The organism is Microbacterium rhizomatis (assembly GCF_008710745.1).
GTDB lineage: Bacteria > Actinomycetota > Actinomycetes > Actinomycetales > Microbacteriaceae > Microbacterium > Microbacterium rhizomatis.
The window spans coordinates 915907-933803 of record NZ_VYSA01000002.1; the positions used below are offsets into that span (position 1 = coordinate 915907).

Consider the following 17897-nt stretch of genomic DNA (forward strand, 5'->3'; position numbering starts at 1 on the left):
TCGGGGGATCAGCCGAAGAGCGCCGACATGACTTCGGCGCTCCCTCGGACCTCTTCTGCGGTTCCGTGCGAGACGATCCGGCCCCGCTGGATCACGTAGACCTCGTCGCTGACCTCCAGCGCGAGTTCGGCATTCTGCTCGACGAGCAGGATCGTGGCGCCGGCGCGGTGGAGGGTCTCGATGTTCTCGAACAGGATGTCCACGATGGAGGGCGCGAGGCCCATCGACGGCTCGTCGAGGAGCAGCACCTGGGGCATGGTCATGAGTGCGCGGCCGAAGGCGAGCATCTGCTGCTCGCCACCGCTCAATGAGGCGGCGTACTGGTTCCTGCGGTCGGCGAGACGGGGGAACAGCTCGAAGACGCGCGCGAGTTCGTCGCGCCGCTCCGTGCGCGATCCGCGACCGCTGTACGCCGAGAGTTCGAGGTTCTCGAGCACCGTGAGAGGTGGCGCCACTCGTCGCCCTTCGGCCACGAGGGCCACGCCCGACCGAACCACACGGTGGGCGGCCCAGCCGGTGATCTCGCGTCCGTCGACCGTCACCGAACCGCTCGAGGGCTTGTGAAGCCCCGCGATCGTGTTCAGGGTCGTGGTCTTGCCTGCGCCGTTCGAGCCGATCAGGGCGACCAGGGTGCCCTGACGGACCTCCAGATCGACATCACGGACCGCTGATATCGCGCCGTACCCGGCGGAGAGTCGCGATACGCGCAGCATCGGATCGTTTGCCAAAGTAGGCCTCCTTCACATCATCCTGCTCGAGGCACCACGTGGGGGCGCCTTCGGCGAGTACTGCACCCGAATTCATCACCGACACCGTCTCGCAGAACTCCTCGACGAGGCGCATGTTGTGCTCGATCAGGATGAGCGTGAGCCCGAGATCCTTGAGCTGCACGAGCAGCTGACCGATCTGTTCGGACTCGACGTCGTTCATGCCCGCGGTCGGCTCGTCGAGGAGCAGGATCCGGGGATCGGTCGCGAGGGCGCGCGCGATCTCCACGCGACGCTGATCGCCGTACGAAAGGGTTTCGGCGAGCGACGAGTGCGGAGCGCGGCACCCGACCATGTCCAGCAGCTCGGCGGCGCGCGCACGTACCTGCTTGCGCTCCCGTCGCTCGGTAGGGCTCAGCAGGATCGCGCCCGCGATCGTCGACGAGCGCTGCATGTAGGCGCCCGCGATGACCGTCTCGATGACCGTCATCCCGGGGAACAGGCGGATGTTCTGGTAGGTGCGGGCCACTCCGCGACGCGCGATGTGGAAGGGCTGCATCCGCGTGACGTCTTCACCGAACAGCGTGATCGAGCCGGAGTCGGCACGGATGAATCCGCTGACCATGTTGAGGACCGTCGTCTTGCCGGCGCCGTTCGGACCGAGGATGCCGTGAACCCGCTGACGGGGCACCGTGATGGTGACATCGTCGACGGCCTTCAGCCCGCCGAACTCCTTCGTCAACGCCACGATCTCGACGGCGAGCTCGCCCGCATCCGGTTGTGTCGTCTGCTTCTGGTCGCTCATGACGCCGCACCCGCCTTCGCGCCCTCGTATGGAGTGTCGACGGTGTCGTCCGGATCCGTCCCTCGCCGCGCGGCTCGGCGCTTGTCCCACCGCGCACGCATCAGCCTCATGCGGCGCATGTCCACGAGCCCACGAGGCATGTAGATGATGATCACGACGAGCAGTACCCCGGTGACGACACGGTCGTACTCGCCCATCGGGCCGCGGAGCAGCTCGGGGAGGATCGTGAAGACGATCGCCCCGACGATCGGACCGAGCCAGTAGAACGCTCCGCCGAGCACGACAGCCGCGAGGCTGACGAAGCCGAGGTGCGTGTAGAAGGTATCGGGCCCGATGTACTGGAGGAAGCTCGCCTGCAGCACGCCGGCGGCGCCCCCGAATGCGCCCGACAGGATCATCCCGATGAACTGGATGCGGCGAGGCGAGATGCCGAGGGTCTCAGCCACCGCCGGGTCTTCCCGCACGGCGTCGGCCGCCAGCCCGAACCGAGACCCGCCGAGCCTGGCCATGATGTAGCCGGCGACGACGATCGAGCCGATGAGCCAGAGCCACGTTCCGAGATCGCCCGATACCCGGGTGCCGGTGGCCCCGCCGGTGAAGTCGGGAAGGTTGAGGATCAGCACGCGGCCGATCAGCACCATCGCGATCGTCGCCATCGCCAGGTAGTGGCTCTCAAGCCGGATGAGCAGGGCCGCGGTCACGACGCCGATGACGGCGCCCACCACGATGCACACGACGAAGGCGAGCACCGGCGGGATCCCGAGAGAGCCGACGATGTACGCGAACGTGAACGCGCTGAACGCACCGAAGAACACCGGGGCGAGGCTCAACACCCCCGTCCAGAGCGATGCGTAGATCGAGAGGGCGAACAGAGAGCTGACGCCGGCGAACTGCAGAGTGGTCAGCCAGGCTGCGGTACTCACGAGGGGGTCTCCATGTCGGGCTCGATCGTTCTCAGGCTCGGACGAACTGTCGTTCTCGGAAGATGCCGCGCGGCCAGACGACCAGGACGAGCAGCAGCACACCGAACGTGATCGCGTCGCGGAAACCGGACGAGATGTACTGCGCGCTCATCACTTCGAGGACTCCGATCGCGAGTCCCGCGATCGCTGCGCCGCGGATGTCGCCCCAGCCGCCGACCACGACGGCGGCGAAGCCCTTGAGCAGGAGTGCTTCGCCGAGGTTGAACGAGACGTTGTTGTCGGCGAGGGCAGCGAGCACCCCGGCGAGTCCCGCGATCGCCGCCGCGAGGAAGGCGACCACGATGAGCGTGCTGCGCGCGTTCACGCCCACGATCGTGGCCGAGCGCGTGTCGGCAGAGACCGCCCGCACCGCCGACCCGAAGCGGGTCTTCGTGAGGAGGAGGTGAACACCTGTCACGACGACGATGAGAGCGACCACGCTGTACAGCTGCGTGGGGAGGATGACGAAGTCGCCGATGCGGATCGCGGCGGTGGCGACCGACCCCGCAGGATAGCTCGTCGCCGACGGCCCCGCGAATGCCTCGGCGACCGCGAGCAGCACGATCCAGATGCCGATGCTCGCGATGATCGGCGCGAACGTTCCCGCCTTGCGCTTGCGCAGCGGCTCGAAAGCCAGAACGTCTGCGGCGACTCCGAGAACTCCGGCGAAGAGCACGCCCGCGACGAGGGCGATCCAGAAGTTCCAGCCCAGCTGGGCGACGAGCCAGTACGACGAGAGCGCCCCCCATGTCGCGAAGGTGCCGTGGGCGACGTTCAGGATGCCCATCCGCGCCATGATGAGCGAGAACCCGATTGCGAAGATCGCGTAGATGGATCCGAGCGCAATGCCGTTCATCAGCTGCTGAATCAGGAGTTGCACGGATGCTCTCTTTCGGGGCGCGAGATCGACTCGGGTGAGCAGATTCTGAATCAAGCGCTCGCTTGACTTCAGTGTCAGCTTGCCCAGTGTACGTCACCCCGATGCCGGGCTGTCAACCTTTCAGGACAGTGAGTTCGTCAAGCGCTTGCTTGACGAACGCACTCGGCGCCTCCTAGGCTCCGATCAGCCGAAACGAGGAGACGCCGTGGACCTTCAGCTTGCCGGCCGAGTCGCCGTCGTCACCGGCGCGAGCGGGGGGATCGGTCGCGCCGCAAGCAGGATGCTGGCGGCGGAGGGCGCAGACGTCGTGCTCGTCGCGCGGCGCCCCGAGGCGCTGCGCGACGCGGCCACCGACATCGAGGGCGTCGCCGGGGCATCCCCGTTGGTGCTCGATCTGGATGTCACGGACCCGCGCTCCGCCGCCCGCATCGGCGAAGCCGTACGCGAGAGGCACGGCCGGCTCGACATCCTCGTCAACGCCGCCGGAGCGGCGGAGCGACCGGGCGAAGCGCTCACGGACGAGATCTGGCTCCGCCAGTTCGAGCTGAACTTCCACGCCAAGCGGCGACTGGCCGAGGCTGTCCTGCCCATGATCCGGGCAAGCGACCAGGGGCGCATCGTGAACTTCGTGGGGCTGCTCGAGCCCTCGGTGGTCTCGGCGGCGCAGGCTGCCGTGGCCGCGTGCATCCTCTGGTCCAAGGCGCTCGCCAGAACGGTCGCACCCGACGGTGTCACCGTCAACTGCGTCGCCCCCGGGCGCGTCGAGAGCGAACAGGTGCGCCGCGCCCTCCCCGACGGAGAGGCGAAGGACGCATTCATCCGCCAGTGGATCCCCGCGGGCCGCCTGGGAACGGCGGACGAGGCGGCGGCGCTCGTCGCCTTCCTCGTCTCGGGCCCGGCCGCTTACATCACCGGTGACACGTTCAGCGTCGACGGCGGCATGCACCGTTCGATCTGAACGCCCGCGAGCGAGGAACGCCCGCGAGCGCCTCCCCGGCTCAGCGCTGGCTGACCTTGCCGGAGAGTCGGGCGATGGGCGCGAGCACGAGGGGGCGTGCGGCGATCCACGCGGCGACGATGAGCACCAGCGAACCCACGAAGATCCAGAACCCGGTCCAGTTGATCGCGTCCTGCCCCCCGTACATGTGGTTGAGGTTGCGGAGCGCACCCGTCGCGAAAACGAGGGCGACGTGGACGATGATGAACGCCACGAAATAGAGCATCACCGGGAAGTGGACCGCGCGGGCCCATTCGATCGGGTAGGCCTTGTTGAGCTTCTCGGCGTTCTTCGGCCAGAGTCCCGACATCCGCACCCCGGTGATCGCCGCGAGCGGAGCGGCGATGAAGATCGTGACGAAGTAGGCGAGCACCTGCAGGCTGTTGTAGTTGACCCAGCCGTTCTCGGTCGGCCAGTCCAGCGACACGTACTGCAGCGCGGCCGAGATCGCGTTCGGGATGACGTCCCAGGATGTCGGGACCACCCGCATCCACTGCCCCGTCGCGAACAGCAGCACGACGAAGATGACACCGTTCGTGAGCCACAGCACGTCGAGCGACTGGTGGAACCACAACGACAGGCTGATCTTGCCGCGCCCGTTCTTCGACCACTTCGGCGTCCAGAACGCACTCGGCCGTTTGTCGTTGCGCACCTGCAGGCCGGTGCGGATGATCAGCACCATGAAGAACGTGTTGAAGAAGTGCTGCCATGCCAGCCAGCCGGGGATGCCGACCGGCGCCCCCTCGGGCAGGTGCGACTCGCCGGGGTAGGTAACGAGGAAGTCCTGCATGAAGGTCAGGCTCAGGAACCAGCGGACGAACAGCACCGCCGACGCCGCGAGGATCAGCAGCGCCAGCACGCCGAACACCCCCGCGATCGCGATCGGCCACGGCGGGCGCTTCGCCAGCGACCGGATGCTGTCGTCTTTCGGCTCTGCGAGCGCCGCAGGCTTGGATGCCGCCGCCTTACCCGGCCACACCGTCAGAGTGAACGGCAGGGGCGGGCGCGGGCCGGTCGTCGCGACGACGGACCCCGTCGAAATGCCGGGAGGAACGGGCGGTTCGGCCGTCCGCGACAGCTGGACGGCCGTGGTCGCTACCGGCGTTTCGACGGCCGTGGTCGCTACCGGCGTTTCGACGGCCGTCGTCTCCGGCTCTTCGGCCGGCGCGGACTCCGCGATCGGTGCGGCGACGGGCGCGAACCCGGCCGGGGGCCAGGGCTCGCCGCCCTCGACGCGGGGCAGCCCACGTCGCAGGGCCCGACCCGACCCCGCGCCTGCAGCGCTCGCGGCCGGTGCCGTCGCCGGCACCGGCGGCGCCGGCGGCGCGAGCGCAGGCGTGGGCGCTTCGGGGGCCACTTCCCGCCGGAACTCGGCCTCGGAAGCGGCGGCAGCTGGCCCTCGAGCGGCCACGGCGGGAGCGACGGATGCCGGAGGCCAGGGTTCCCCGCCGGGCACACGCGGCAGCCCCCGGCGCACCGACCTCATCACGGGCGCGGCGACCGGGGCCTGCGCCGGCTCAGGTGCCACTTCCTGCCGCAACATAGCCTCTGAAGCGACCACAACCGGCCCCTCAATGATGGGTACGTCCGGCTCAGGTGCCACTTCCCGCCGCAACGCAGCCTCGGAAGCGACCACAACCGGCCCCTCAATGGTGGGTACGTCCGGCTCAGGTGCCACTTCCTGCCGCAACGCAGCCTCGGAAGCGACCACAACCGGCCCCTCGACTGCTACGGCGGCCGACTCCCCCGCGGGCGGCCAGGGGTCGCCGCCGGGGCGGCGTGGCAGGCCCCGGCGCACGGTGGTTCCGAAGGTCGCCATCCGGCTACGCCTTCTTCGCCTCGAGCGCGGCGATCAGCTGCGGCACGACGGTGAACACGTCGCCGACGACGCCGAAGTCGGCGATGTCGAAGATCGGAGCATCCGCGTCCTTGTTGATCGCGACGATCGTCTTGGCGGTCTGCATGCCGGCCTTGTGCTGGATCGCGCCGGAGATGCCGAGAGCCACATACAGCTGCGGCGACACCGAGACACCGGTCTGCCCGACCTGCGCCGAGTACGGCACGTAGCCGGCATCCACGGCCGCGCGTGACGCGCCCACAGCGGCGCCCAGCACGTCGGCGAGCTGCTCGACGAGCACGAACTGCTCCTTCGAGCCGAGCCCGCGGCCACCCGACACGACCTTCCCCGATCCGCGCAGCTCCGGACGCGAGGACGCCACGACCGCTTCCTCGACGGAATCGACGGATGCTGCCTTCTTGCCGGATGCCGTCACCTTCAGCGCCTGCACGACCGGAGACGCGACCGCCTCGGCGCGGGCCTCGACCGCACCCTGGCGCACGGTGATCACCGGGGCACCGAACGTCGAGGACGAGGTCACCGTGTATGCGCCGCCGTAGACGGAGTGCTGCGCGAGGACGCCTTCGGCGTCGCGGGCCACGCCCACCGCGTCCACGCACAGCGCCGAACGCGTCCGCGCCGCGAAGCGGCCGGCGACATCGCGCCCCTCGATCGAGTTGGAGATCAGCACCGCATCGGGCCGTACGAGGTCGGCCGCCGCGACGAGCGCATCGACCACGGGAACCGTCAGTCCGTCGCCGGGCGCGGCGACCAGCACCGTCGCCGCGCCGAGGGCACCGGCATCCGCCGCGAGCTTCTCGTCGCCGACCACGAGCGCGACCGGTGTGCCCACGAGCGACGCCGCACCCAGCAGCGCCGCCGCGGACTTCGCGATCGTGCCCGACGCGGTCACCTCGACGAGGACGAGGATCGAATCTTCTGCGAAATCAGTCATCGGATGCCCCTCACGCCAGCCTGTTCGCGATGAGGAACTCGGCGACCTTCTCGCCGGCATCCCCCTCGTCGGTGATCTTCACGCCCGCCGCGCGCGGCGGCTTCTCGCTGATCGCGGTCATGATCGACCGCGCCGCGGCGGGATCCTCGGCCACAACGCCCAGGTCAGCGAGCGACAGCGTCTCGAACGGCTTCTTCTTCGCCGCCATGATGCCCTTGAAGTTCGGGAACCGCGCGTCCGGCAGAGCTTCGGTCACCGAGATCAGCGCGGGCAGCGGCGCCGATACCGTGAGCGTCGCCGCATCCGCGATCCGCGTGCCCGAGACGGAATCCGCCGAGATCTGCACCGATGACAGCGCGGTCAGCTGCGGCACGTCCAGCAGCTCCGCGATCATCGCAGGGATCACGCCGCCCACTCCGTCGGTCGACAGGTTGCCGGTGATCACCAGGTCGAAGCCGGTCCGTTTGATCGCGGCTGCCAGGACCTCTGCGGTCAACCCCAGATCGGCGCCGTGCAGAGCCTCATCCACGACCTGCACGGCCGAACCCGCACCCATCGCAAGGCCCTTCCGCACGGTCGCGGCCGCCGACTCCGGAGCCATCGACACCACGACCACCTCGGTACCGGGGTTCTTGTCGGCGTGGCTGAGCGCGACCTCCAGCGACCGCTCGCCGATCTCGTCCAGCACCACGTCGCCCGCACCGCGATCGGCCAAACCCGTCGCGAGATTCAGCTTGCGATCCCCGTACGTGTCGGGGACCTCTTTGACCAGCACGATGATCTTCATCGACATCTCCTCACGCCTTCGGCGAGTCTATCCGGCCGCGTCACTATGTACCCATTCGCTCCGCAATCCGCACGAATCATTGCGTTCCGGCCACGCTGTGTATACATTGCGGGCTCATCGTGGACCCCATTCGTCATGTGGAGCACGCGCTGAGTAACGTGGGGCGACAACGAAGGGAGTCGCCCATGGCACCGCGCGCACCGCTCCCCGTCGACCCGATCGCCGAGGCGAAGCGCCAGTGGGTGGCGCACGGATGGACGGATGCCGCCACCGGCATGACGGCCGTCACCTCGATCATCCGCGCACAGCAGCTGCTCCTCGGTCGCATCGAGTCGACCCTCAAACCCTTCGCGCTGTCGTTCGCGCGGTACGAGATGCTGCGCCTCCTCGCCTTCACGCGAGAGGGACGGATGCCGATGGCCAGCGCCATCGCGCGCCTCCAGGTGCACCCCACGAGCGTCACGAACACCGTCGACCGGCTCGTGCGCGACGGCCTGATCGCCCGCGAGCCCCATCCGGATGACGGACGAGCCGCCATGCTCGTGCTCACGCAAGAGGGCAGAGAGCTCGTCGAACGAGCGACCGAGACGCTCAACGCGGATGTCTTCGTCGAGCCGGGGCTCGACCGCGCCGACACCGACGAGCTCGTGCGGATCATCGCCCGCCTCCGCAAGGCCGCCGGGGACTTCGCCGACCCGCGACCGCTGCCCGATCCGCTGTGAGCGAGCGTATTTCGTCTCGTCGCTGCGCTCCTCGCTCAACGACCGCCTCACGGTAGACGACACGCGCACCCCGGCCGTTGAGCGAGCGAAGCGAGACGAAACGCGCGTCAGCTGTTGGTGAAGTCGGGGCTCCGCTTCTCACGGAAGGCCGCCATCCCCTCCTTCTGGTCGTGCGTCGAGAAGAGCGCGGCGAACGCCTGCCGCTCGAACCGCAGGCCCTCGGCGAGCGTCGTCTCCATCGCGGCATCCAGCGCCGCTTTGGCGGCGAACACCGACGGCAGCGACTTGGACGCGATCGTATCGGCGATCTTCCCCGCCTCGGCGAGCAGATCGGCGGCCGGTACGACGCGCGACACGAGTCCCGAGCGCTCGGCCTCGACAGCATCCATCATCCGTCCGGTCAGCACGAGGTCTGCAGCCTTGTAGTAGCCGATCGCGCGCAGCAGGCGCTGCGATCCGCCGAGGCCCGGGATCACCCCGAGGTTGATCTCGGGCTGCCCGAACTTCGCCGTGTCGGCGGCGATGATGATGTCGCACATCATCGCGAGCTCGCAGCCTCCACCGAGCGCGTACCCCGCCACCGCGGCGACCACGGGCGTCCGGATCGCGGCGAACCGCGACCACTCGCCGAAGTGATCGCCCATGATCATGTCGAGGCCCGATTTGGCCTCCATCTCTTTGATGTCGGCGCCCGCAGCGAATGCCCGCTCCGATCCGGTGACGACGATCGCCCCGATCCCCCGGTCGGCGTCGAACCCGGTCGCAGCATCCACGACATCGTGCATGAGCTGCGTGTTCAGCGCGTTGAGTGCTTCAGGACGATGGAGGGTGATCCACCCGACCCGTCCGCGGGTCTCGACCAGGATCGTCTCGTACTCGGTCATTCGTTCCTGCTTTCGTCGGTGAGGATGCCCGCATGGGCACAGGAGAACACGCCTGAACAGGACGATATCGGCTGAATCGTCCTGTTCTCGCTGGTTCTCCTGTCGTCAGGCAGCGGGATCAGGCGGGATCGGCGCTGTGCGCGCGGACGGTGTGGATGATCCCGGAGAAGTCCTGCCCGGCGCCGGGGCCTTCGGCGAACTCCCGGTAGATCTCGCGCGCGAGGCGACCCATCCGGGCGTCGACGCCCGTCGCATCCAGCGCGTGCGCGGCCAGCCCCAGGTCTTTGTTCATGAGGGCGCCGGCGAAGCCGGGCTGATAGTCGCGATTAGCGGGGCTCGTCGGCACCGGCCCCGGCACCGGGCAGTTCGTCGTGAGCGCCCAGCACTGCCCCGATGCATTCGAAGCGACGTCGAACAGCGCCTGGTGGGTCAGCCCGAGTCGTTCGCCCAGCACGAATGCCTCGGCGACCGCGATCTGCGACACGGCGAGGATCATGTTGTTGCACACCTTCGCCGCCTGCCCGAGCCCCGCGCCGCCGCAGTGCACGATGCGGGCACCCATCGCCTCGAACAGGGGGCGCGCCGCGTCGAAGACGGTGGCGGAGCCGCCCACCATGAAGGCGAGCGTCGCGTTCTCGGCGCCGACCACTCCGCCCGACACGGGTGCGTCGAGACTGCGATGCCCCGCCTCCTCGGCGAGTGCGTGCGCGGCGCGCGCATCGTCGACCGAGATCGTGGAGCAGTCGATGAAGAGCGCATCGGATGCGGCGACCTCCCGCAGACCGGGGACTCCGTCGCCGCCCCGATAGGCGTCCAGCACCTGGGCGCCGGTCTGGAACATCGTGATGACGAGGTCGGCGGCGGTCGCCGCATCCGTCCCGCTCGATGCGACGGGCAAGCCCGCGGCGCGCGCGGCCTCGACCGCGGCGGGGAAGACGTCGAAGCCGATGACGTCGAACCCCGCGCCCGCGAGGTTGCGCGCCATCGGCAGGCCCATGTGCCCGAGGCCGAGGAATGCGACCCTCATCGTGCGCCGCCCATCAGCTCGCGTCCGATGATGACGCGCATGATCTCGTTCGTCCCCTCGAGGATCTGGTGCACACGCAGGTCGCGAACGACCTTCTCGATGCCGTAGTCGTGCAGGTATCCGTACCCGCCGTGCAGCTGCAGGGCGTCGTTCGCGACCCGGAACCCGACGTCCGTGGCGAAGCGCTTGGCCATCGCGCACTGCAGCGCAACATCGTCGTGGTGCTCGTCCATGGCGATCGCGGCATCGCGCACGAGCGCACGTGCGGCGCGCAGCTCGGTCGCCATGTCGGCGAGGGTGAACACGACGCTCTGGCGCTCGGCCAGCGGCTCACCGAACGTGAACCGCTCGTGCACGTACTGCACCGCGCGATCGAGCGCCCATTGCGCGCCCCCCAGCGAGCAGGCGGCGATGTTCACACGACCGCCGTTGAGGGCCGACATCGCGATCTTGAAGCCGCCACCGACGGATCCGAGCACCGCGGATGCCGGCACCCGCACTCCGTCGAGGATCACCTGCCGCGTCGGCTGAGCGTTCCAGCCCATCTTCTTCTCGTTCGCGCCGAACGACAGGCCCGGCGCGTCGCCGGGCACCAGGAACGCCGTGATCCCGCGTGCCCCGGCTTCACCGGTGCGCGCCATCACGACATACACGGATGCCTCACCCGCACCCGAGATGAACTGCTTGACGCCCGTCAGCACATAGTCGTCGCCGTCGGCGATCGCGCTCGTCGTCAGGGCGGCGGCGTCCGATCCCGCTCCCGGCTCGGTGAGGCAGTAGCTGCCGAAGTCGCTCATGGCCGTGAGCCGCGGCAGCCATTCGTGGCGCTGCGCTTCGGTGCCGTAGGTGTCGAGCATCCACGCCACCATGTTGTGGATCGTGATGAACGCGGCGATCGCGGGGTCGCCATGGGCGAGCTCCTCGACGACCGCCACCGCGTCCTCGCGGGAGAGCGCCGAGCCGCCGACGTCCTCACGGATGCAGATCCCGCCGAGCCCGAGCTCACCGGCGCGGTGCAGGACGTCGCGGGGGAAGTGCTTGTTCTCGTCCCACTCGAGCGCGTGCGGGGCCAGTTCGTGCCGCGCGAAGTCGCGGACGGCGTCGAGGATGGCGGCGCGCTCTTCGGCGGTCGTGGGGCTGTCGGTCAGGATCGTCATCGGTCCTCCTCATAGGTCTCCCTACATGATACAAGGACTTCCTACTATTCGGGCGATCCTCATCGCTCCCCGCCCGACCGAGCACGCTCGGACGGACGAGGCAGCGCGAGGGTCAGTCGTCCCAGACCATGAACGGCCGCAGCTCGATCTGACCGTTGCGGGCCATCGGATGCCGCGACGCGATCTCGATCGCCTCGTCGAGGTCGTCCACCTCGAGGATGTCGAATCCCACGATCACCTCGCTCGTCTCGACGAACGGGCCGCGGGTGGTGAGCACCTTCCCGCCACGGACCTTGACGACGGTGGACGCCGAAGCCGGTTCCAGCACCTCGCCGATCACGCGCTTGCCGGCCGCGTCGAGCGGATCGACCCACAGGTCGACATCGGACTCGTCGAGCTCGGCATCCGGCTCGAGGGAGGTGACGACGAACATCATGTACTTCATGGCGTGATCCTTTCAGGTCCGGGCGGGAATCGCCCGGTTCACTGAGGGCGTCGCACGCGCTCGGGTCAGATCGACGATTCCCTCGAAAAGAATCTCCGCAGGTCAGAGGCGCTCGATGATCGTCGCGTTCGCGAGCCCGCCGCCCTCGCACATCGTCTGCAGCCCGTATCGTCCGCCGGTCGCCTCGAGGGTCGCCAGAAGCGTCCCGAGAAGCCGTGTGCCGGATGCGCCGACGGCGTGCCCGAGTGCGATCGCGCCGCCCCACTGGTTGAGCTTCTGCGGGTCGGCGTCCAGCTCGCGCTGCCACGCGAGCGGCACGGGAGCGAACGCCTCGTTCACTTCGTACGCGTCGAGATCGTGGATGCTCAGGCCCGACCGTTCGAGGATGCGCCGCGTGGCCGGGATCGGCCCCGTCAGCATCATGATCGGGTCATCGCCGACGACCGAGAACGCGTGGAACCGCGCCCGGGGTGTGAGGCCGAGTTCGATCGCCTTCTCCTCGCTCATGATGAGCGCCGCCGAGGCCGCGTCGGTGAGCGGAGAGGAGTTGCCCGGCGTGATGTTCCACTCGATCTCGGGGAAGCGCGCGGCGAGCTCATCGGTGCGGAACGAGGCCGGCAGCCCCGCGAGCTTGTCGACCGTCGTGCCCGCGCGCACCGTCTCGTCGACCGACACCGCGCCGGCATCGGTCTCGACCACGAGCAGCTGCGAGCCGAACCGCTCGGCGGCCCACGCCTCGGCGGCCCGGCGGTGTGACTCGGCGGAGAACGCATCGAGCTCCTCGCGCGAGAAGCCCCATCGGGCAGCGATCAGCTCGGCGGAGACCCCCTGGTTGACCAGCCCCTCCGGGTAGCGCGCCGCGACTCCGCGCGAGACCGACCCGCCGTGGGCGCTCGATCCGAGCGGCACACGGCTCATCGACTCGACCCCGGCCGCGATCACGATGTCGTAGGCGCCGGCCATGATGCCCTGCGCAGCGAAGTGGGCCGCCTGCTGGCTCGAACCGCACTGGCGGTCGATCGTGGTGGCCGGCACCGACTCGTCGAAACCCGCAGCGAGCACCGCCTGGCGCCCGATGTTCAGCGACTGGTCGCCGATCTGGCTGACGCAGCCCATGATGACATCGTCGATCTGGCGCGACTCGAGCCCGTTGCGCTCGAGGACGGCGGTGAGGACGCCCGCGGCGAGATCCACGGGGTGCACGCCCGACAGCGCTCCCCCGGGCTTTCCACGACCCGAGGGCGTGCGGACGACGTCGACGATGACGGCGGTGGCGCTCATGATCAGTCCGCCGCCTCTTCCGCGCGCGCCGTCGTGTCGACCGCGGGGTCGGCGACATACCCGGCGATGTGTCGTTCCTCGGGACCGTTGTAGGCCGACAGCGGGCGGATCAGCGCGTTGGATGCGGCCTGCTCGATGATGTGCGCCGTCCACCCCGTGACGCGCGCGGCCACGAACAGCGGCGTGAACGTGAGGGTGTCGAAACCCATCAGGTGGTAAGCCGGGCCAGACGGATAGTCGAGGTTCGGATAGATGCCCTTGCGCGAGACGAACTCGGCCTCGAGCGCGTCGTACAGCGCGGCGAGGTCGCCCGCATCCGGTCCGTCCGCGGAATAGTGCTCGACCAGGGTGTCGAGGGCGGCCTTCATCGTGGGGACCCGCGAGTCGCCCTTCTTGTACACGCGATGCCCGAAGCCCATGATCTTGCGCTTCTCGGCGAGCGCGGCATCCAGCCACGGCCCGACGTTGTCGGCAGATCCGATGTCGTCGAAGATGTGCATCACGGCCTCGTTCGCCCCGCCGTGCAGCGGCCCCTTGAGCGCGCCGATCGCGCCGACCACTGCCGAGTACAGGTCGGACATCGTGCTCGTGATCACACGCGCGGTGAACGTCGAGGCGTTGAAGGAGTGCTCGGCGTACAGGATCATCGACACGTTGAACGCCCGACGCACGACCTCGTCGGGGAGGTCGCCGAACGTCATGTAGAGGAAGTTCGACGAGTAGTCGAGGTCGTCGCGCGGATCGATGAGCTCCTGGCCGCGGCGGCGACGCTGGTCGTACGCGACGATCGCGGGGAGCTTCGCGAACAGCCGCGCGCTCTTGCGCAGATCCGACTCGCGCGAGCTGTCGTACGCCTCGGGGTCGGACGCGCCGATCACCGAGACCGCGGTGCGGACGACATCCATCGGGTGCGCATCCAGCGGCAGCAGGTCGATCGTGATCTTCACGTTCTCATCGAGGGCGCGCTGCGCGCGCTCGGATGCCTCGAATTCGGCCAGCTGCGCAGCATCCGGGAGCTCACCGTGCCAGAGCAGGTACGCGACGGCCTCGAACGGCTGCGTCGCCGCGAGCTCCTGCACCGGGTAGCCGCGGTAGAGCAGCGAATTCGTATCGGGGTTGACCTTGCTCACGGCGGTGTAGTCGACGGTGACGCCGGCCAGGCCTTTTTTGATCTCTACGTCGGTCATTGACGTGCTCCTATCGCTGGATCTCGAAGTTGAAGACGCTCGTGTCGAAGTGGTTGTAGCCCTCGTAGTCGATGAGTTCGTAGAGGTCGGCGCGGTGCTGCATCTCCCCGAGCTTCGAGGTCAGGTGCCCCTCGTCGTTCAGGGTATCCAGCGCACGGCCCGCCGCACCCATCGCGATCCGCAGCAGGGAGACGGGCCAGATGACGATGTTCACGCCCGCATCGCGCAGCTGATCGGACGAGAACAGCTCGCTCTTGCCGAACTCGGTCATGTTCGCCAGGATCGGCACCTCCAGCGCCGACCGCATGGCCTCGAACTCGCCGAGGTCGCGCATCGCCTCGGGGAAGATCGCGTCGGCTCCGGCATCCACCAGAGCCTTCGCCCGGTCGATCGCCGCGTCGAGCCCGTCGACGGCGCGAATGTCGGTGCGAGCCATGATCAGGAAGTTCGGGTCGCGACGCGCGTCCGCGGCGGCGCGGATGCGCTTGATCGCCGTGGTCTCGTCGACGACGGCCTTGCCGTCGAGGTGCCCGCACCGCTTGGGGTTGATCTGATCCTCGATGTGGGTGCCGGCCAGGCCCGCGTCCTCGAGGGTCTGGATCGTGCGGGCGACGTTCATCGGCTCGCCGAAGCCGGTGTCGGCGTCGATGATCGCGGGCAGCTCGGTCATCCGCGCGATCTGCTGGCCCCGGCCGGCGACCTCGGTGAGGGTCGTGAGGCCGATGTCGGGCAGGCCGAGGTCGGCGCTGAGCACGGCGCCCGAGATGTAGACGCCGTCGAACCCCTTCTGTTCGATGAGGCGGGCGCTGAGAGGGTTGAACGCGCCCGGAAAGCGCAGCAGCTCCCCGCTGGCGAGCCGCTCGCGGAACAGTCGCCGCTTCTCCGCGGCGGGCGTCTGCGCGTAGAGCATCAGGAATCCCTCGTCACCGGTGCACAACGCAGGATCAATGCGGCGAAATCCCTCCGAACCCTGCCGAATACGCCGTTGGCACGCGATCGGTCCTGCGTTGTGCACGCGCGGGTGCTGACCCCGCGCATCAGAACAGCCCCTTCGGCGCGGGAGCGCCCGCCAGGACCCCGGGCTTGGCCACGATCGTCAGCTGGGCGACCTCTTCGGGCGTGAGCTCGGGCAGGCGCTGGGCGAGGTCGAGGAATCGCTCGATCTCTTCGGGGGTGAGCACGGGCTCGGCGAGGATCCGGAACTTGCGGATGTAGTCCTCGCGGGCGAACGGCCGCGCGCCCAGCGGGTGGGCGTCCGCGACGGCGATCTCGTCCTCGATGACCGAGCCGTCGGTCAGCCGGATCTCGACCCGGCCGCCGAACGCCTTCTCGTTCGGATCCTCCGAGTGGTAGCGGCGCGTCCACTCCTCGTCCTCGGCGGTGGTGACCTTGTGCCATAGGGCCACGGTGTCTTCGCGCCCCGCGCGCTCGGGCGCGTACGAATCCACGTGGTGCCACGCGCCGTCCTGCAGCGCGACGGTGAAGATGTACGGGATCGAGTGATCGAGCGTCTCGCGGGATGCCGTCGGGTCGTACTTCTGCGGATCCCCCGCGCCCGAGCCGATCACGTAGTGCGTGTGGTGGCTCGTGTGCAGCACGATCGCCTCGACGTTCGCCGGGTCGCGCAGCTCGGGCCGCTCCGAGCCGAGCTTGCGCGCCAGGTCGATCCAGGCCTGCGCCTGGTACTCGGCCGAGTGCTCCTTCGTGTACGAATCGAGGATCGCGCGCTTGGCCTCGCCGGGGGCGGGCAGCGGCACGTCGTACGACGCGCCTTTTCCGTCGAGCATCCAGGCGATCACGCCGTCTTCACCCTCGTAGATCGGCGACGGGCTCGTCTCGCCGCGCATCGCGCGGTCGACGGCCTCGACCGCCATCTTGCCCGCGAAGGCCGGGGCGTGCGCCTTCCACGACGAGATCTCGCCCTTGCGCGACTGGCGCGTGGCCGTCGTGGTGTGCAGGGCCTGACCGACGGCCTGGTAGATCGTGTCGGCATCCAACCCCAGGAGCGTGCCGATGCCGGCCGCGGCCGACGGCCCGAGGTGGGCGACGTGGTCGATCTTGTGCTTGTGCAGGCTGATGGCGCGCACGAGGTCGATCTGGATCTCGTAGCCCGTCGCGATGCCGCGCACGAGCGCGGCGCCGTCGGCGCCGACGTGCTGGGCGACCGCCACGATCGGCGGGATGTTGTCGCCCGGATGCGAGTACTCGGCGGCGAGGAACGTGTCGTGGTAGTCGAGCTCGCGCACGGCGACGCCGTTCGCCCACGCGGCCCACTCGGGGCTCGTGTGCCGCTCGAGCGCGCAGCCGAAGATCGTCGCGCCCTTTCCGCTGATCGACACGGCGTGGTCGAGCGCCTGCTGCCGTGCGGCGCTCACGGGCCGGCGGGTGAGGGATGCTGCGGCCACCGCCGCGTTGTCGATCACCCGGTTCACGATCATCTCGACGACGTCGGGCTCCACCGCCACGGGGTCTGCGGCGACCTCGGCGATCTTGTACGCGAGCTGGTCTTGGCGGGCAAGGGGTTCGTCGCTGCGGTAGACGCGGACGTGGTGTGAGACGGTCATGGTGCTCCTTCGGTGATCGATGCTGTCGAGTTCCTGTCCGATGCGCCCGCCGATGTGTCGACGGACGACAGGATGCTCTCCAGAGCGTTGTGCAGATGCACGTGCGTGGCGTGCGCGGCCAGATCGGGGTCCCCCGCGGCGATCGCCCGGGCGATGAGGCCGTGCTCGGCGACGGATGCCGCGAGCCGGTCGGGGTTGTCGCGAGCGAGCCTGCGCACCCGCACGAGGTGGGTGCGGATGCCGCGCAGCGCCGAGGTGAGATAGTCGTTGGCGACCGCGGCGTCGAGCTCGACGTCGAAGCGCGCGATGAGCGCGTAGTACGCGTCGAGGCCCGCGGGCCCGTCGAGCCGCGCGTGGGCGAAGGCGTCGGCGAGCGCAGCGAAGGTCGCCGCGTCCCCCCGTTCTGCGGCGAGGCGGGCGGCGGTCTCTTCGAGCGCACGCCGCACTTCGAACAGTTCGCGGATGTCGCCCGCGTCGACGTCGGTCACCACCGTGACGCGCGCGGACTGCTGGGCGACGAGCCCGTCGGCGGCCAGGCGGCCGAGCGCCTCGCGCAGCGGGGTTCGGCTCACGCCGAGACGCGACGCCTGCTCGACTTCGCCGAGCACGGCGCCCGGGGCGAGATCACCGGACTGGATCTCTTCCAGGAGGGTCGCGTAGGCACGGTCGCTCGCTCGCATCTCGCCTCCTCGCACCGATC

At 69.1% G+C, this 17897-nt stretch carries 18 protein-coding genes; 2 read left to right on the forward strand and 16 right to left on the reverse strand.

Going from position 1 to position 17897, the window contains the following annotated elements:
• Positions 1-8: 8 nt before the first annotated feature.
• From F6B43_RS12555 to F6B43_RS12570, 4 genes are read right to left on the reverse strand one after another with little or no spacing between them, the layout of a single operon-like run.
• Positions 9-728: an ABC transporter ATP-binding protein gene (locus F6B43_RS12555; RefSeq protein ID WP_246159931.1), complete on the reverse strand. Its 720-nt coding sequence runs from the start codon at positions 726-728 to the stop codon at positions 9-11.
• On the reverse strand, positions 658-1512 hold the full coding sequence (locus F6B43_RS12560) for an ABC transporter ATP-binding protein (RefSeq protein WP_150449254.1): 855 nt from the start codon (positions 1510-1512) through the stop codon (positions 658-660). The genes F6B43_RS12555 and F6B43_RS12560 overlap by 71 nt, the downstream gene beginning before the upstream one ends.
• Positions 1509-2435 (reverse strand): branched-chain amino acid ABC transporter permease, encoded by a 927-nt coding sequence (locus F6B43_RS12565; protein ID WP_170285655.1) that lies wholly within the window; start codon positions 2433-2435, stop codon positions 1509-1511. Before F6B43_RS12565 ends, F6B43_RS12560 begins: the two co-directional genes overlap by 4 nt.
• 31 nt (positions 2436-2466) lie before the next feature.
• A complete protein-coding gene (locus F6B43_RS12570; protein WP_150449256.1) occupies positions 2467-3354 on the reverse strand; it encodes a branched-chain amino acid ABC transporter permease in 888 nt (295 codons plus the stop codon).
• A 205-nt stretch (positions 3355-3559) separates the two neighbouring features.
• Here F6B43_RS12570 and F6B43_RS12575 point away from each other — a divergent pair, with 205 nt between their 5' ends.
• Positions 3560-4312 carry an SDR family NAD(P)-dependent oxidoreductase gene (locus F6B43_RS12575; RefSeq protein ID WP_170285656.1) on the forward strand — a complete coding sequence of 251 codons (753 nt, stop codon included), beginning with the start codon at positions 3560-3562 and terminating at the stop codon, positions 4310-4312.
• Between the two features lie 40 nt (positions 4313-4352).
• On the opposite strand, the gene F6B43_RS12580 is transcribed toward F6B43_RS12575, so the two are convergent.
• The 3 genes from F6B43_RS12580 to F6B43_RS12590 form a co-directional block, all read right to left on the reverse strand.
• Positions 4353-5879, reverse strand: coding sequence for a cytochrome b/b6 domain-containing protein (locus F6B43_RS12580; RefSeq protein ID WP_343030093.1), 1527 nt, complete (start codon positions 5877-5879; stop codon positions 4353-4355).
• A 295-nt stretch (positions 5880-6174) separates the two neighbouring features.
• The gene (locus F6B43_RS12585; RefSeq protein ID WP_150449259.1) at positions 6175-7143 is read right to left on the reverse strand and encodes an electron transfer flavoprotein subunit alpha/FixB family protein; all 969 of its coding nucleotides are present in this window, start codon (positions 7141-7143) and stop codon (positions 6175-6177) included.
• 10 nt (positions 7144-7153) lie between these two features.
• On the reverse strand, positions 7154-7930 hold the full coding sequence (locus tag F6B43_RS12590; RefSeq protein ID WP_150449260.1) for an electron transfer flavoprotein subunit beta/FixA family protein: 777 nt from the start codon (positions 7928-7930) through the stop codon (positions 7154-7156).
• A gap of 185 nt (positions 7931-8115) precedes the next feature.
• Here F6B43_RS12590 and F6B43_RS12595 point away from each other — a divergent pair, with 185 nt between their 5' ends.
• Positions 8116-8652, forward strand: a complete 537-nt coding sequence (locus F6B43_RS12595) for a MarR family winged helix-turn-helix transcriptional regulator (RefSeq protein WP_150449261.1) — start codon at positions 8116-8118, stop codon at positions 8650-8652.
• A gap of 107 nt (positions 8653-8759) precedes the next feature.
• Here F6B43_RS12595 and F6B43_RS12600 read toward each other — a convergent pair whose 3' ends face one another.
• The 9 genes from F6B43_RS12600 to F6B43_RS12640 form a co-directional block, all read right to left on the reverse strand.
• Complete coding sequence (locus tag F6B43_RS12600; protein ID WP_150449262.1) at positions 8760-9536, reverse strand: enoyl-CoA hydratase; 777 nt, start codon at positions 9534-9536, stop codon at positions 8760-8762.
• Between the two features lie 118 nt (positions 9537-9654).
• On the reverse strand, positions 9655-10563 hold the full coding sequence (mmsB, locus tag F6B43_RS12605; protein ID WP_150449263.1) for a 3-hydroxyisobutyrate dehydrogenase: 909 nt from the start codon (positions 10561-10563) through the stop codon (positions 9655-9657).
• Positions 10560-11720, reverse strand: coding sequence for an acyl-CoA dehydrogenase family protein (locus F6B43_RS12610; RefSeq protein ID WP_150449264.1), 1161 nt, complete (start codon positions 11718-11720; stop codon positions 10560-10562). Before F6B43_RS12610 ends, mmsB begins: the two co-directional genes overlap by 4 nt.
• A 112-nt stretch (positions 11721-11832) precedes the next feature.
• A complete protein-coding gene (locus F6B43_RS12615) occupies positions 11833-12165 on the reverse strand; it encodes a YciI family protein (RefSeq protein ID WP_150449265.1) in 333 nt (110 codons plus the stop codon).
• Between the two features lie 102 nt (positions 12166-12267).
• Positions 12268-13446 carry a thiolase family protein gene (locus F6B43_RS12620; protein WP_150449266.1) on the reverse strand — a complete coding sequence of 393 codons (1179 nt, stop codon included), beginning with the start codon at positions 13444-13446 and terminating at the stop codon, positions 12268-12270.
• A 2-nt stretch (positions 13447-13448) separates the two neighbouring features.
• On the reverse strand, positions 13449-14633 hold the full coding sequence (locus tag F6B43_RS12625; RefSeq protein WP_150449267.1) for a bifunctional 2-methylcitrate synthase/citrate synthase: 1185 nt from the start codon (positions 14631-14633) through the stop codon (positions 13449-13451).
• Positions 14634-14643: 10 nt separating this feature from the next.
• Complete coding sequence (prpB, locus tag F6B43_RS12630; protein ID WP_150449268.1) at positions 14644-15543, reverse strand: methylisocitrate lyase; 900 nt, start codon at positions 15541-15543, stop codon at positions 14644-14646.
• A 127-nt stretch (positions 15544-15670) separates the two neighbouring features.
• A complete protein-coding gene (locus tag F6B43_RS12635; protein WP_150449269.1) occupies positions 15671-17197 on the reverse strand; it encodes an MmgE/PrpD family protein in 1527 nt (508 codons plus the stop codon).
• Positions 17194-17877 carry a GntR family transcriptional regulator gene (locus F6B43_RS12640; RefSeq protein ID WP_150449270.1) on the reverse strand — a complete coding sequence of 228 codons (684 nt, stop codon included), beginning with the start codon at positions 17875-17877 and terminating at the stop codon, positions 17194-17196. The genes F6B43_RS12635 and F6B43_RS12640 overlap by 4 nt, the downstream gene beginning before the upstream one ends.
• Between the last annotated feature and the right edge of the window lie 20 nt (positions 17878-17897).

Coding starts and splice junctions, on each gene's coding strand:
- F6B43_RS12625 (WP_150449267.1), bottom strand. CDS start 14,633: ATGACCGACGTAGAGATCAAAAAAGGCCTGGCCGGCGTCACCGTCGAC.
- prpB (WP_150449268.1), bottom strand. CDS start 15,543: ATGCTCTACGCGCAGACGCCCGCCGCGGAGAAGCGGCGACTGTTCCGC.
- F6B43_RS12635 (WP_150449269.1), bottom strand. CDS start 17,197: ATGACCGTCTCACACCACGTCCGCGTCTACCGCAGCGACGAACCCCTT.
- mmsB (WP_150449263.1), bottom strand. CDS start 10,563: ATGAGGGTCGCATTCCTCGGCCTCGGGCACATGGGCCTGCCGATGGCG.
- F6B43_RS12620 (WP_150449266.1), bottom strand. CDS start 13,446: ATGAGCGCCACCGCCGTCATCGTCGACGTCGTCCGCACGCCCTCGGGT.
- F6B43_RS12560 (WP_150449254.1), bottom strand. CDS start 1,512: ATGAGCGACCAGAAGCAGACGACACAACCGGATGCGGGCGAGCTCGCC.
- F6B43_RS12590 (WP_150449260.1), bottom strand. CDS start 7,930: ATGAAGATCATCGTGCTGGTCAAAGAGGTCCCCGACACGTACGGGGAT.
- F6B43_RS12640 (WP_150449270.1), bottom strand. CDS start 17,877: ATGCGAGCGAGCGACCGTGCCTACGCGACCCTCCTGGAAGAGATCCAG.
- F6B43_RS12615 (WP_150449265.1), bottom strand. CDS start 12,165: ATGAAGTACATGATGTTCGTCGTCACCTCCCTCGAGCCGGATGCCGAG.
- F6B43_RS12610 (WP_150449264.1), bottom strand. CDS start 11,720: ATGACGATCCTGACCGACAGCCCCACGACCGCCGAAGAGCGCGCCGCC.
- F6B43_RS12595 (WP_150449261.1), top strand. CDS start 8,116: ATGGCACCGCGCGCACCGCTCCCCGTCGACCCGATCGCCGAGGCGAAG.
- F6B43_RS12585 (WP_150449259.1), bottom strand. CDS start 7,143: ATGACTGATTTCGCAGAAGATTCGATCCTCGTCCTCGTCGAGGTGACC.
- F6B43_RS12600 (WP_150449262.1), bottom strand. CDS start 9,536: ATGACCGAGTACGAGACGATCCTGGTCGAGACCCGCGGACGGGTCGGG.